Source organism: Sulfuriferula multivorans (assembly GCF_003851125.1).
Lineage (GTDB): Bacteria > Pseudomonadota > Gammaproteobacteria > Burkholderiales > Sulfuriferulaceae > Sulfuriferula > Sulfuriferula multivorans.
This window is the reverse complement of sequence record NZ_BGOW01000026.1, coordinates 19,067-33,531: the sequence shown is the minus strand read 5'-3', so window position 1 is coordinate 33,531 and position 14,465 is coordinate 19,067. Positions and strand designations below refer to the sequence as shown.

Here is a 14,465-nt window from a genome sequence, read left to right as displayed (position 1 = left end):
TGCGCCAGCTCGGACACCGCTACAAGGCAGATCCGGATTACGGTAGCTGGGTTGCCGACGGACTGAGCATCGACCTCGGCGCAATCATCGGCAAGGTCGCGTAATTTTATACTGATGCAAACCATCGCCCCGGCCTGCGCCATGCAGCCGGGGCGATGGCGTTTCAAACGGCCGGATTTTGCAACATCTCCGCGATAATTTTAACCACCTGCTGCGCCCCGTTCGACCGCACCGGTGGCGGGGACGGTTGCGCCCATAGCGCAGCCAGGTCACTCTCTAGCTCACCGCTGGCGATGGCCGCTGCCGACACCTCCAGACAGCGACCATTTCGTACCAGCCAGCCAACCAGATACGATTCTTCCGGCCAGTCTTCGCGGCTCAGGTAGAGCAACGGCACGCCATTGACCGCCGCTTCGGTGAACAGCCCATAGCCCGGTTTACCGATTACCGCATCGCACGACGCCAGCAAATCGACAAACGCCATGCCCAGCGGTTCGAAGGCATGCGCGTCGGCATGCTGCACGCGCCAATCCTGCTGCACCAGCCATGTCACCCCGGGCAGGCGCGGCCAGGATTCCATTGGCGGCCTGAAATGCATGCCGCCCATATTCACCAGCACCAGTTTTTCATCTGGATTCAACCCCAATTGCCCGTTGATATGCGCCCGCTGCGATTGCCCGTATTGGGCCACCGGACCCACAGCGACACGGTTCGGCAGGTCATGCATGGGCATGGCAGGTTCGAGGCGGATGAAGCGCTCCGCCCCGGCGTAGGCAGCGCGCATCTCACCCAGTATTTCAGCGGCTTCGGGACGCCCGCCGCAGTAATGCGCATAGATGTCCGCCCAGTTGAGCGAGCACAGCCCGGCAGCAGGGATGCCTGCGCGTTTAGCCGCTGCCAGCGGCAGGTAGGCGACGTTGGCGAGCACCACGTCGGGCACAGCATGGCGCAACAGCGCGGTGTAATCCGCCACATGCCGTGCCCAGTCACGATGAAATGCCTGATAGCCGCGCGCGCTGGCGTCTGCGTCCACTTCCACCGCACTGACCATCGCCATGGTAACGTCGCTGGCAGACTGGATGTGGATAAAGGGCGCACGTATGCGACGCGCGATGACTGCACGCGGCGCGGCGCATTTCACCGTCAGCCGCAGATCGGGGTGCTGTATCGCGCAAGCGTTGATGACCTCGGCGGCCTGCGATAAATGGCCGTAGCCATGGAAAGAAATATCGAACCAAATATGCATGAATTTGAAAAAACCAGGTCGCCACAGAGAACACAGAGAAAAAACGACGGGTTGCAGTCAATATTGGTTTCGCCCTCCAAACGAACCGAAAAACATGTGGAACCCGCTTTATCTCTGTGATCTCTGTGGCTTGAATTGCAATTTTAAGGATGGCATGTTCGGGGCGCATTGTGATAATGCGCAATTTTATCCCGGAAAACGCACCTCGACCCGCAGCCCAGCACCTTCCGGGTTATCGGTAAGCACCACCACCGCACCGTGTTGTTCAGCAATGTTTTGCACAATCGCCAGCCCCAGCCCGCTGCCGGTCACACCGCTGCCTTCGCGCCGGTAAAAGCGGTCGAACACGCGTTCGCGCTCTTCGATGGGAATGCCCGGCCCGTTATCCAGCACGCTGAGCACAGGTTGGCCGTTCACGCTCTGCACATTCACATCCACCCGGCCGCCCGGCGGCGTGTAGCGGATGGCGTTGTCCACCAGATTGCCGAGCAGGATGCGCAAGCTGTCGACGTCCCCCTGCGTACTCACCTCTACGGCATCCGCGGCGACACCCAGATCAATATTGCGGCGCTCCGCCAGCGGGCTGCGGTCGGCAACCACTTGCCGGGCAAGTTCAGCCAGATTCACCGCCGCGAACTTGCGCGTCGCCATGCGCGGTTCCTGACGTGCCAATGTGAGCAGTTGCGCGACCAGATGGGTGGCGCGATCCAGACGTTCATGCAGTTTGGCGATGGCGGCTGCGCGCACAGCCGGGGTGTTGGCGCGCTCGGCCAGTTGCAGTTGCAGCTTTAACGCGGCGAGCGGCGTGCGCAGTTCATGCGCCGCATCGGCGACAAATGCGCGCTGGGTGGCAAGTGCCTCATCTAGGCGTTCCAGCAGACTGTTCAAGGCGTCCACCAGGGGGCGTATTTCAGGCGGGAGATTGTCGTTTGGCAGCGCCTGCATGGCATCGGGGCTACGTCGCCGCAACGCATCGGCGACACGCTGCAGCGGCGCCAGACTCCGCCCCACCGCCACCCATATCAGCAGTGCCAGCGCCGGAATCAAAACGGCGAACGGCAACAGCGAGCGCGCGGCCAGCCCGGCGGCCAGTTCCTGGCGCACAGAAGTGGGCTGCGCTACCTGGATAATATGGTCATGCCGTGTAATCGCGTAAACGCGCCACTGCTCATCCCGTGTCGTCACCGTATGAAACCCGTTGGGCAGATAGCGCGGCAATGCAAGCGCCCGATTGGAGGCATACAACGGCTGTCCGTTGCGGTCCCACACTTGCATCACGATATCCTGATCTTCCTCGGGGTCCGGGCCCCATATTGGTGGCGTGGGTAACGTGAGTTGCGCGGGCAGTGAAGCAGCCATCTGCTTGAGTTGATAATCAAACAACTCGTTGGCTTCCTCGTGTACCTGCACATACAGCGCTACTCCGGCCAGCAGCGAGCTGACCAGCATCCCGCCCAACAACCAGATCAGCAACTGCTGGCGTAATGGCCTCATGCCGGGTTGGCCACTTTGTAGCCGACGCCGCGCACATTGCGGATGAAATCGGCACCGAGTTTTTTGCGCAGGCGATGGATATACACCTCCACCGCGTTGCTCTCGATTTCCTCATTCCAGCCGTAGAGTTTTTCCTCCAGTTGCGCCAGCGACAACACCCGGCCGGGCGGGTCGAGCAATGCCTGCAACAGCGCGAATTCACGCGCCGACAAGGTCAGCGGCTGGCCTTGAAAACTGGCCTCGTGGCTGGCCGGGTCGAGGGTGAGTCCGGCATGGCTGATGCCCGGCTGGGCGCGCCCCGCGTGACGGCGCAACAAGGCGCGCACGCGCGCGAACAACTCGTCCAGATCGAACGGCTTGACCAGGTAATCGTCCGCGCCTGCGTCCAGGCCCTTGACCCGATCCGGGGTAGCATCGCGCGCGGTCAGGATCAGCACCGGCGCTGCGCCGCCGCGCTTGCGGTAATCTGCCAGCACCTCCAGCCCCTGCTTTTTCGGCAGCCCCAGATCCAGCAGCACCAGGTCGTATACCTGATTGCCCAGCGCCAGCTCCGCACCGCGCCCGTCGCGCACCCAGTCCACGGCGTAATTTTCGCCGTGCAGACCTTCCTCGACGCTTTCGCCGATCATCGCGTCGTCTTCCACCAGCAGTATTCTCATTGATTTTCCTTTCCCAGCGCTTGAGCCATCACATCCGTCTCCGCAAACGCCTAGCGGTAAAGGCTGCGATCAGCAACGGCATACCCAGAGCCACGGGTAGAATCCGTTTGGATTCAATGGTGGGCTTGCGTTCGACGTGAAAGTCGGCGAATGGGCTGGCCAGAAGCGTGCTGGCAGTGCGTTCCGCAGCGCTGATCACCACGCGGTAATTGCCCGCCTGGATTAAACGTATCGGCCAGTCGACGCTGAAACTTTGTCCCGGTGCGAGGCTGGGCTGCAGCGCGGCCTTGTGCGCGCTCCAGTCTTCCAAATCCACCGGCTGTTCCTTGCCCGGGTCGACCTGCACCAGGCTGATCCATACCACCAGTCCTGAAACAGGCTGGCTACTGGTATTCTTGATCACACTGTGGAACTTAAGCCAGTCACCCATTTTCGGTTGCGCCGGGTTATGGGAATCGGGCGTCAGGGTGATTTGCACCGGTGCATCGGCCCAGGCCGAACCGGCTCCCAACAACGCTCCCAGCAGTACAAATAATGACATGATACGTTTCATGACAGTCTCCTAGATTTCCATGGCCTGAGCGCTGCGCCGGGCGAACCACAATGTCAGCGCAAGCCAGATGAGCGTTACTGAAAAGCGACCCAGTTGCATGCTGAACGGCTGCGAGTCGATCACCACACTGTCGAAGGTGTTGAGCGCGGCGGAGAACGGATTAACCATGTCGAACAGCTTGCCCAGCGTGCTTTGCCGCAAGCTGGGCCCAATCAACAACGGGCTTGCCAGCAACATCAGCGTAATGAGGGCGGCGAGAAGCGCCGTACGCACATTACCGAAGCGCGCCGACAAGCCAATCGCGTAAAAACCAAAACCCAGTACCACCGGCGTACCGAACAACGCCAGATAAGCGATCGCCTGCACCAGGTTCTGACCGCTGCTGCCCACCGCCCACAGGTAAGGCAGGCTCAGCGCGTACATCAATACCCACGCAACCACCTGTCCGCCCATTTTGCCCAACACCATTTGCGTCGTGGTAAGCGGGGTAAGCAGCAGCGGAATCAGTGTGCCGCGCTCCTTTTCGCCGGCGATGGCGTCGCTGCCGAGCACCAGCGCCAGCAATCCGCCCAATGCGGTGATCGTGCCCATCACCATGTACACCACTTGCGCATTATCCAGCAGGCTCAATTCGGTGTTGCTCACCAGCAATAACGCGAGCACCGAGAGAATGACGGAGAGTGCCAGCAGCCAACCCAAACCCCGCCCGCTGCCCAATAATTCGCCGCTTTCCTTGCTGGCGATCAAGATAATCGGATTCATGCCACCACCTCCGTTTCCGTGATGTTCAGATAAAGCTCCTCCAGCCCGCCACCCTCGCTGCGAATCTCGGTAATGCCCCAGCCCAGCGCGAACAGCTCCCGCCACGCCGCGTCGGGATGAACGCCCGGTGCGATGTCCAGGTGCAGCCATCCGCCCTCCTGCGCCAGCAGTTTCACCCCCTGCGGTAACGTGCCTGACGTGGCGCTGGACGCAGCCACCCGCAGACGGTAACGGTTGGCACCGGTCTTATCCGCCAGCAGTTCGGCCAGCACCCCTTCGAGCAGGGTTTTACCCTGGTTGATAATGCCAATGCGACTGCACAGGCGATCAACGTCGTCCAGAAGATGCGTGCACAGCAGAATGCCCACGCCGTGCTCGCGACTCAATTCCAGCAACACGTCGTGGATTTCGCGCCGGCCGCGCGGGTCGAGTCCGTTGGTGGGCTCGTCCAGAATCAATAATTGTGGATCATTGAGCAGCGCTCGCGCCAACCCCAGGCGCTGTTTCATGCCGCGCGAATATGTTTTTATCGCCTGCCGGTTTGCCGCGTTCAGACCGACCTGCTCCAGGCGCCGCGCCATTTCAACCGCGCTCAATTCGCGGCCATATAGCCGGGCCATCCAATGCAAGTAGCCGTGTGCGCTCATCCAGCCATAGAACCCAGAATCCTCAGCCAACACTCCGAGTTTTCCGTGCAATTCCCGCTTTTGCTGCATCGGAGCCAGGCCCAGCACATTGACCTTTCCGGAATCTGCCGCACGCAGACCGGTCAATACTGATAGCGTCGTGCTCTTGCCTGCCCCGTTAGGGCCGAGCAAGCCGTAAATTTCACCCTCTTGCATGGTTAAACGTACGCCGTTAAGAACTGGATTGGCGTGTATCGACAACTTCAAATCCGCGACTTCGATCAGCATTTTCCCCTCCTGAAAATTGAAACCAATCCAACGCAAAAACCCCGCCAAGGGCGGGGCTGAGCAGGCCGCGTTTATTTAGTCGGGGTTAGGGCCTTCTTCCTTGTTTTCCAGCACCTTGCCGGATTGCGCATCCACGCCGACCTCATGGGTAACTTTACCCTGACGGATATCAAACGAATAGCGCAATCCGCTGCCGCCATTTTCCTTTTCCAGCTCCTCGTCAGTAATCTTGCCGGGGTGTGCCTTGAGGGCAATGGTGCGTGCCTCGGCCATGGTGACTTTGGCATTGTGGGCCAATTTCTCACCTGTATAAGCCTGCGCGGAAACGACGCCGCCTAACAGCGCGGCAGCGATTACAATGGAAACGAAGTGAGGACTACGAACGCTTTTAAATGCTTGCTTACTCATGATATTGCTCCTGATCCAATCAATGCGGCCAGGCGAGATTGCCTTACCGAGATTGCATTCTGAACCGGACAACTTAAGGCAGACTTAACGTATGTAACATTTTTTGAAAGACTGCTTAACCATCCGATTAAGCATGTCTCGGCGGCGGACGGCTGACCATAAAAACCATTGTGTATCAACAAAATACAATGGCATGATGCATATTCGTAGTTTTAAAAACGTCCGGGCGACCGCATCCGCCTAATAACTGTTGGGCCACAAAATAGAGCCATGACATTCCTACTAATATTCACACTGCTTACGCTTGTAACCATAGCCTTTTTCTTGATCAGAAGAAGAGCAAAGCCGCCAATAAGATCTAAGGGTGGTATTGAAGCGGGCTTCGGCATTCCGATGACTGAGCAGGAAGTCGAGCTAGAGCGTCAATCTAATGAAGAAATTATTAAACTGCTTGAAGCAAGCATCATTACATCTGGTTTTTTCAGGGCAGAAAAGATTCCTGAGCTTATTGCGAAACTCAAAGGTGGGGCTATCCCATTTGGTCGAACCAATACAAGAGTAGCGTTTGAAGGCGATACTTTTTTAACGGTCGAAGAAAAAAAAGCGTTGGGCTTGAATACTAGGATGAAATACTCAAAGAAGTTCATTGAGTATTTTGATACTTCAGCATTTAAGGTGATCGAACCAAAAGCCTCTCTCGAATGTATGCACCTTGACGCGTTTCATCGAGTATCCCGAAAGAAGCAGCTTCTTCGCTTGAAGAAACTGGGCTTTGTTAAACAAGTCAAGATAGTCCCCACCGGAGACGGGGGTGACTGCGGGAGAATAAAGCAGTTCAAGAAGATTTATAGCATTGAAGAAGTGCCAGAGTTACCACTACCAGACTGCGATGCTCGATTCTGTCGGTGCATGTATCAAGCGATTATTCCCGATGTTTAGCGCCTCGATACAGAAGTCATAGCCCGCAGAGACGTAAGTAAAAACTCGTATCGATATTGGAGAGAAAAACCATGAGCATTAGAGTTATCTATTCCACTGAAACCTTTCTGATCAAGAACGAGGGCCAACCCGGAAAACAATATGCGCTTTCCTTTGCTTCGCTTGAAGAGGCAAAAACCACGCCTCTCCCTGAAGGATACGTGTTTGCGTACATTCCAGTAGAAAGCGGGCATCATGTTTATTCGGCCAAGCTTGGCTGGGAATTCCACCAAAATAAATGACGGCGGTCAACGCAGAATGCCATCTCTGGCCTTGCCACCCAACCCGGCGCTCCAGAGAGACGCGCCTCCAGCGGCGCGTCCCTGAGCTAGCGCGTTGACTGTCCTGCCCGCGACATTGCCATGACGCAAACCATCAATCGTCATTGTCGTCGTTCCAGTCGCGGTGCTGGCGAACTTGCCGGTAACCGCCGCGATAATCGCCGCCGTAGCCGCCACGGTTTTCCCCGACAGCCACGTTCACGTCGATGAAGCGACCCGGATTGTAGGGCAGCGTGGTGCTCATGTTGCGGCCGCGGTAGCGATACACCACGTTGTAGCCGGACACCACCTGACGATAGTTGTCGCGGGTCTGGCAATGCTCCACCTGGCGCGGCTGATAGTAGCCATCACCGCGGCGGCCATTGCTGCTGATGTTGTCGCCCACCAGTGCGCCGGTCACCGCGCCTACCGCAGTCGCAGCAGTGCGGCCATTGCCCTGACCCACGGTATTGCCGAGCAGTCCGCCGACCACGCCGCCGATGATGGCGCCGCCGTAGGAGCGTGGCTCATTTCTGTATCCGCCGTCCACCGTTTCGGTCCAGCATTCGCGACGCGGCTCATTCACCTGCTGATAGATCGGTGTGGAGGAAAGTACGCGTGCACGGTCGTTGAAATATTCCGGGCGGTCTGCCAGCGCAGCCGTGCTCAGCGTCATCAGGGCAATTGCTCCGGCAGTCAGTTGGGTTGTACGCATGATTCATCTCCTTGTCGTGATGTGGCGATCCGTTTTCGAATCCACGCTTGCATCATGACCGACAGGCGTTTCTGCGCCATTTCCGAGTACAGCCAAACTGTAACAGTGTGTTACCCGGCTGATTCGTCTGCTTTGCCTGCCAGCAGCCAGTACAGCACCGGCATCACCAGCAGCACCAGCGGCAACTGCACCGCCAGCCCGGCAATGATGGCCACCGCCAGCGGCTGCTGCATGGCGGAGCCCTGGCCGATGGCAAACGCCAGGGGCAGCAGGGTGAGAATGGCGGCGAAGGTGGTCATGGCGATGGGGCGCATGCGGTTTTTGCCGGCCTCGATCAGCGCCTGCGGAAACGGCATTTCGCGGATCAGATCGCGGTACTCGGAAAAGTAAAAAATCGCGACCTCGGTGACGATGCCGATAATCATGGTCATGCCCATCATCGCCGAGATATTGAGTTCGATGCCGGTCACCCACAGCCCGATAAACACCGCCGATACCGCCAGCAGTGGGATCGCCAGTATCGCCAGCGCCATGCGGAAGCTTTCGTACAGAAACAGCAGCAGCAGGAACACCAGCCCGATCGCCGCGATGAATACCGCCATCAAGCCCTTAAATGCGATTTGCTGCTGCTTGTAAACGCCGCCCAATTCGAAGTACATGCCTTTGGGCAATAGGTTCGGCTGCGCCATGATTTTCTGGATATCGGCGATGACCGGCCCCATGGAACGCCCGCTGATGCGCCCGGTAACGGCCACCATGCGCTTGAGGTTCTCGCGCCGGATTTGCGGCTGGCCGCTGATCGGCACAATCTGCGCCACCCGACTGAGCGGGAACACATGCCCGTCGGGCGCGCGGATCAGCAGCTTGCCGACGTCTGGGGTGATGGCGCGCTGATCCTGCGGAATCCACACGCGCACGCCGACCAGTTTCGGACCTTTCTGCATTTGCGTGGTGACCACGCCGGACAGATAGCCGCTCAGGGTTTGCGTGATGCTGTCCGGGTTCATTCCCTCCAGCGCTGCCTTGACCCGGTCCACGCGGATTTCCAGCGCGTCGCCGGCCGGGTTGATGCCGTCGCGCGTATCCACCACGCCGGGTACCTTGTTGATCGCTGCCTGCACTTTTTTCGCGCTCGCCGTGAGCTCGTCCGGGTTATCGGAAAACAGCTTGATTTCGATCGGCTGCGGCACCGAGGTGAGATCGCCGATGACGTCTTCCATCAGCTGCGCCAGCTCGATTTTGAGACCCGGTACCCGCTGTTCGACCTGGCTGCGGATGTCGTCCATCACCGTCTCGATCGGCGGGCGTTTGCCGGCTTTCAGGCGGATAAAAAAGTCGCCTTCGTTGGCCTCGGTCAGGCCTCCGCCCAATTGCGTACCGGTGCGCCGCGAATAAGTGTCCACATACGGATTGGCCTTGATGATCGCTTCCACCTGCTGCAACAGGCGGTCGGTCTCGGTGAGCGAGGTGCCGGGTGCGGCACGGTAGTCGAGAATGAAGCCGCCTTCGTCCATGGCCGGCATGAAACCGGAACCGACCTGGGTGTACGCAAGCACACCCAGACCGAGCAAGGGCACGACCAGTAGCAGAATCAGCACCGGCCGCGCCAGCACGCGTTGCATCAGCGCAGCATAGCGGCGGTGCATCCATTCGGTCAGGCGCCCGCCTTCCTTCTGGTTGGCGTCTTTTTCAGTGAGGAAATGATCCGCCAGCAGCGGCACCGCCAGCCACGTCACCAGAAAGGAAATGATCAGCCCCGACGCCATAGTCAGCGACAGCGCCTTGAAAAACGCGCCGGTCACGCCGGTCAGAAACGCCAGCGGCAAAAAGATGATGATGGTGGAAGCCGACGAGCCCGCCAGCGGACGCATGAATTCCATCGCTGCCGCCATCACCCGGCCGTGATGCTCGCCGGTCGCGCCGCGCAGGCGCCGCACGATGTGCTCGATCATCACGATTGCATCGTCGATAATCAGCCCCACTGCTGCCGCCATGCCGCCCAGGGTCATGATATTGAAGCTCATGCCCAGGACGTACAGCAACACCACTGTCGCTGCCAGTACGGTGGGCACGACCACGGCAGCGATCAGGGTAATTTTGATGTTGCGCAGAAAGGCGAACAGCACCAGCACCGCCAGCCCGGTGCCGATCATGATCGCATCGCGCACGCTGGCGGCCGAGTCCAGCACCAGCACGCTCTGGTCGTACCAGTTGGCGAGCTTCACCCCCGCCGGCAGTTGCGAGTGATAGGCGGCGAGTTTGGCCTGCACGTCGCGCGCAATCTGCACGCTGTTGCTGCCGGGCTGCTGGTAGATGTTGAACAACACCGCCGGACGGCCATCGGCATTGACCTTGATCCATTGCGGCACCACACCGTCGCTCACTTTCGCCACATCTTCCAGACGCACTATCCCGCTGGTCCCGCTCTTGATGACCGTACTGCCGATCTGTTTTACATTTTTCAGGCGTGCATCGGCAATCGCCAGATACAGCTTGTAATGATCCTCCAGCCGCCCCACCGCAGTGACCACATTGGCCGCGCTCAATGCCTGCGCCACGTCCGTCAGGGTCAATCCGTACGCCAGCAATCGCGCCGGATCCACGGTGACTTCGTACTCCTCCTGCGCGCCGCCGATCACCTCGATGCGCGCTACGCCATTAACGCTGGAGAGCAGCGGACGCAACTGGTAACGCGCCAGATCATAGAGCGCCGTTTGCGATTGCGTTTTCGAGGTCAGGCTGTACGCCAGAATCGGGAATACCGTCGGGTCCATGCGCTTGGTCGACATCTGGGTTCCCGACGGCAGATTCGGCAGGATCTGGGTAATCGCTTCATTTACCTGCGAGGTGGCCAAGCCCATGTCGATGCCCCAGTCGAAACTGATCGACACTTCCGCCGTACCCCTGCTGGTGGTGGAGCGCACATCGCGCACGCCGGGCACGCGCCGCACCGCCTCCTCCACTGGCTGGGTTACCGACAGCATCATCAAATCCGCCGGGCGGTCGCCCGCATCCAGCGATACCAGCACGCGCGGAAAATCCACGTTGGGGAACAGTGTCACCGGCAACTTGAATGCAGCCAGCGCCCCCGCCAGCGCCAGCAAAACCAGCAGGAACAATATCGAGCGCCGATGCCCCTGCATCCACAGGGTGAAGTTCATTTGCCGCTCCCGCGAACCGCCATCCCATCCTGTAATTCATAATTGCCCAGGCTGACCACCGGCTGGTTCGTATTAATACTGCCGCTCACTGCCACCACCCCGCCCTGCTCCAATCCTGTATGCAGGTTTACACGGTGCGCCTTGCCTGCCTGAACCTGAAACAGATAGGCGCCCTGCGCATCACGCAGCACGGCGGAACGCGGCACCACCCAGGCAGGTTGTTGGCCCAGCTGGATGGTCGCGTGCACACGCGTCCCGGCGATCAAACCGCCATGGGGTATGTCCACCAGCACGTCGACAAACTGGGTTTGCGGATTGACCATGCCAAACACCTGGGTCACCCGCCCGGTTACCTGACGCGTGTCATTGAATACCGACGCCACGCTCACGGTCTGGCCCGGATGTACGCCCGTCACGTCTTCCGGTTCCACACCCAGCACCACGCGCTGGCCGCCGTCACGCGCCATCTGCAGCACTGGCGCACCAGCAGCCAGTCGGTCGCCCTGCGCGGCCGAAATGCTCGCCACCACGCCGTCAAACGGCGCTGCAACGCGTTCCAGACTGCGCCCGTTGCCCATTTTTTGCTGGGCCTGCAAGGCTGCCTGGGCATCCGCCAGGGATTTTTTCGCCGCCCCCAGTTGCGATTGGGTGGCGAGTTGCTGGCTCACCAGTTGCTCGATACGCGCCACTTCGCCCGCGGCAAAACGCACGGCCACAACGGCCTGCTGATAGCTCAGCGCGGCATCAGTGCCGGTGCCGAACTCCAGCAGCGGCGCGCCTTTTTTCACTACCTGCCCGGCATTCACCAGCAGGCTGACGACCTGCCCGGCACGCGGCAAATTGATGTTCTGCAGACTGCGCGTATCCGGCGACACCACGCCGTAGCCGGATATCGTGTCGGTCATCATTTGCTGTTTCAGCACCACGGTTTGCACTGCAACGCTGGGGGGATCGGCTGCCCACACCGGACTGACGGCAAGCAGCCAGCCCAGCAAAATCAATTCACGGCGCATGATTCGTTCTCCTGTGATTGGCTAGCGTGGGAAGGTCGGGACCCAGCAGGGTTTCCAGCGCGATCTGTTGTTCCATCAAGGCTTCCTGCAAATTGATGGCTTCGGTCTGTTTATCCAGCAATGCGGTTTGCAAGCGCACATAATCTGCAGCGGCCAGATTGCCCGCTTGAAACGCTGCCTGAGCGCGCCGGGCAACGACTTGCAGTTGTTGCTCGCCTGCGCGTGTGCGTTGCAATTGGCTTTGCAACAGTGGCTGATTTTCCAGCGCGATGGCGACTTCGCTGTAGGCGCTGTTGAGTCGATCCTGGTATGCATCGAACAATTGCGTGCGCGTAGCATTTTCAATCGCGATATTGCCGCGGTTACGGTTGAAAACCGGCAGGCTCAGGGTCATGCCAAAGCCCATGGTATACAGGCCGCTGGTGTCACGTGCCCGTGTCAGCCCAACGTTGAGCGCCGGGAACTGCGCCAGTACCGCACCGCGAAACCTTTCCTCCTGGGAGCGATAGCCCGCCTGCAGCGCCTGCAAATCCGGACGCTGATTGAGTCGTTCGACCAAATCTTTTTGTAGCGCTGCAGCGTCCATCAGCGTAGCGTGCGGCTCTCCTACCAACGACAAATGCGTGGTGGACAACAATCCCAACAAGCCATTCAAACTGGCCTGATTTTTCAGGCAGCCGCGTTCCAGATCGTTGATTTGACGCTCGACATTTTGCAACGCGATCAGGTCTGCGCTGGCCAGATCGACGGTGACATTGCCCGCCGCCAGCGCCTGCTGACTTTTTTGATAACGGTCGTCCAGTAGCTTGAGCGCCGTTTGCAACTGCGCCATCAGCGCTTCCTGCGCAGTGAGTTGGGTGAACAGCAGACGCGCCTGGCTCACCACCTGCCATTCCTGCCACAACAGATCCAGATTCACCCGCTGTGTTTCCGCCTGTGCAGCGCCTTTGCGCGAGGAACGCAGCAACAGCGCGTTGACGTCGTAATTCAGATTGAAGTTGAAGGCATTGGTATTGGCCACCGTGCCATTGGTGGGGTGGTCGGCGGTGACACCCAGTTGCGGATCGGGCAATAGCCCGGCGGCAAAGGACTGCGCGCGGGCAATGCCGAGCGCATCTCTTGCCTGCCGAAGTTGCGGGTTGTTGGCGACAGCCAGCATCGCCACTTCGTCCATGTCCAGCCCGTCGGCGGGGTTGAAAATGTGGCTGGACAGATTTCGGAACGGCAAGCGCGCCGGGTCAAGCGTGATCGACGCGGCCGACTGCGGCAAATTCACCCGATCGGGCAGCGGCTTGGGCGCATAAGTGGCGCAGCCAGACAATACGCCCAGCAGCAAAACCAGCGCGGAAATTTTAAACTGCATGGGTTTCCTTTTTCTCCTGAGATTACCTTCACCGATGCTGAATGAGCCTGGCTCTGCGAGCCTTATTCCGTGACGGGTAGGGCACACAACTGCCGCTTCCGCTGCAAACTGATGTAACTCACCAGACTCATGATCGCCACCATGAAAATCGCGCTGGTGCCGACAGTGCCCAAACCGACGCCTCCGTTAGTCACCGGTTGGGACAACAAATCGCCCATGGATGCACCCAGCGGACGCGTGAGGATGTAGGCCAGCCAGAATGCCAGTACGGCGTTCAACTTGAAGACGTAGTGCGCAAAGGTAATCGCCGCGATGACCCCGCCAAAGATGAATGCGGAAGGTGCGTAACCCAGATGCATGCCTTCGGCAAACAGGTCGCCTGCGGCGGTACCCAGAGCAAAGGTAAACAGGATGGCTGCCCAATAGAACAGCTCCCTTTTAGCAGTGAAGATCGAGTGTATGGACAAGGTTTTTTCGCTGGCGTACCAGAGCGCAAATGTCGCTACTAATGCGGCGCCGAAAATAATACTGGTGGTCACCAGGCTCACGCCCGCTTCATCGACCAGCCTGTCGGTAATCAATGTGCCGACGATACTGACCAGAACCACCACCAGCCAGTAACTGGAGGGGACATAACGTTTCAGCTTGAACTGGATCAGCAGGGCGGCAACCAACAGGCCGCCCATAATGTAGGAGGTAATGCCCAGACCAAGATTCAGTGTGGCCGACAGAAAATCAGCCGCCGTTTCACCCACCGTGGTGGCCATGATCTTGATCAGCCAGAAAAACAACGTCACTTCCGGCACTCTGTTCAACAACTTATTCATGATTTTCCCCTTCCATGCTCTGCCCACGCGGTTTACGTAAGCATGACCGGGAGAATACATGGGGAATTATTAACACAAACTTAAAGCCCACGCCGTAGGCAAAAAAGCCCGG

The 14,465-nt window shown here is 59.0% G+C and carries 14 protein-coding genes; 2 read left to right on the top strand and 12 right to left on the bottom strand.

Translation table 11 applies throughout. From position 1 onward, the window contains the following. Window positions 1-163: 163 nt before the first annotated feature. The 7 genes from EI185_RS12545 to EI185_RS12515 form a co-directional block, all read right to left on the bottom strand. Window positions 164-1,246 carry a glycosyltransferase family protein gene (locus EI185_RS12545; RefSeq protein ID WP_189836396.1) on the bottom strand — a complete coding sequence of 361 codons (1,083 nt, stop codon included), beginning with the start codon at window positions 1,244-1,246 and terminating at the stop codon, window positions 164-166. A 186-nt stretch (window positions 1,247-1,432) separates the two neighbouring features. Beyond that, entirely contained in the window at window positions 1,433-2,740 is a 1,308-nt protein-coding gene (locus EI185_RS12540; RefSeq protein WP_124705494.1) for an ATP-binding protein, read from the bottom strand. Then, on the bottom strand, window positions 2,737-3,399 hold the full coding sequence (locus EI185_RS12535; RefSeq protein ID WP_124705493.1) for a response regulator: 663 nt from the start codon (window positions 3,397-3,399) through the stop codon (window positions 2,737-2,739). The genes EI185_RS12540 and EI185_RS12535 overlap by 4 nt, the downstream gene beginning before the upstream one ends. A gap of 28 nt (window positions 3,400-3,427) precedes the next feature. Continuing rightward, window positions 3,428-3,952, bottom strand: coding sequence for a hypothetical protein (locus tag EI185_RS12530; protein ID WP_124705492.1), 525 nt, complete (start codon window positions 3,950-3,952; stop codon window positions 3,428-3,430). A gap of 9 nt (window positions 3,953-3,961) precedes the next feature. After that, on the bottom strand, window positions 3,962-4,714 hold the full coding sequence (locus EI185_RS12525; protein WP_124705491.1) for an ABC transporter permease subunit: 753 nt from the start codon (window positions 4,712-4,714) through the stop codon (window positions 3,962-3,964). Then, the gene (locus EI185_RS12520) at window positions 4,711-5,628 is read right to left on the bottom strand and encodes an ABC transporter ATP-binding protein (RefSeq protein ID WP_124705490.1); all 918 of its coding nucleotides are present in this window, start codon (window positions 5,626-5,628) and stop codon (window positions 4,711-4,713) included. The genes EI185_RS12525 and EI185_RS12520 overlap by 4 nt, the downstream gene beginning before the upstream one ends. Window positions 5,629-5,703: 75 nt before the next feature. After that, window positions 5,704-6,036, bottom strand: coding sequence for a PepSY domain-containing protein (locus tag EI185_RS12515; protein ID WP_124705489.1), 333 nt, complete (start codon window positions 6,034-6,036; stop codon window positions 5,704-5,706). A gap of 270 nt (window positions 6,037-6,306) precedes the next feature. Here EI185_RS12515 and EI185_RS12510 point away from each other — a divergent pair, with 270 nt between their 5' ends. Both EI185_RS12510 and EI185_RS12505 read left to right on the top strand, forming a co-directional pair. Then, the gene (locus EI185_RS12510; protein ID WP_124705488.1) at window positions 6,307-6,975 is read left to right on the top strand and encodes a hypothetical protein; all 669 of its coding nucleotides are present in this window, start codon (window positions 6,307-6,309) and stop codon (window positions 6,973-6,975) included. Between the two features lie 71 nt (window positions 6,976-7,046). Then, complete coding sequence (locus tag EI185_RS12505; protein WP_124705487.1) at window positions 7,047-7,256, top strand: hypothetical protein; 210 nt, start codon at window positions 7,047-7,049, stop codon at window positions 7,254-7,256. A gap of 133 nt (window positions 7,257-7,389) precedes the next feature. Here EI185_RS12505 and EI185_RS12500 read toward each other — a convergent pair whose 3' ends face one another. The 5 genes from EI185_RS12500 to EI185_RS12480 all read right to left on the bottom strand — a co-directional run bounded on the left by EI185_RS12500 (window position 7,390) and on the right by EI185_RS12480 (window position 14,353). After that, window positions 7,390-7,989 (bottom strand): glycine zipper 2TM domain-containing protein, encoded by a 600-nt coding sequence (locus tag EI185_RS12500; protein WP_275937725.1) that lies wholly within the window; start codon window positions 7,987-7,989, stop codon window positions 7,390-7,392. A gap of 110 nt (window positions 7,990-8,099) precedes the next feature. Further along, window positions 8,100-11,150: an efflux RND transporter permease subunit gene (locus EI185_RS12495; protein ID WP_124705486.1), complete on the bottom strand. Its 3,051-nt coding sequence runs from the start codon at window positions 11,148-11,150 to the stop codon at window positions 8,100-8,102. Next, entirely contained in the window at window positions 11,147-12,163 is a 1,017-nt protein-coding gene (locus tag EI185_RS12490; RefSeq protein ID WP_124705485.1) for an efflux RND transporter periplasmic adaptor subunit, read from the bottom strand. Before EI185_RS12490 ends, EI185_RS12495 begins: the two co-directional genes overlap by 4 nt. Continuing rightward, window positions 12,153-13,526 (bottom strand): TolC family protein, encoded by a 1,374-nt coding sequence (locus tag EI185_RS12485; protein WP_124705484.1) that lies wholly within the window; start codon window positions 13,524-13,526, stop codon window positions 12,153-12,155. Before EI185_RS12485 ends, EI185_RS12490 begins: the two co-directional genes overlap by 11 nt. Before the next feature lie 62 nt (window positions 13,527-13,588). Beyond that, window positions 13,589-14,353: a COG4705 family protein gene (locus tag EI185_RS12480; RefSeq protein WP_124705483.1), complete on the bottom strand. Its 765-nt coding sequence runs from the start codon at window positions 14,351-14,353 to the stop codon at window positions 13,589-13,591. Window positions 14,354-14,465: the final 112 nt, after the last annotated feature.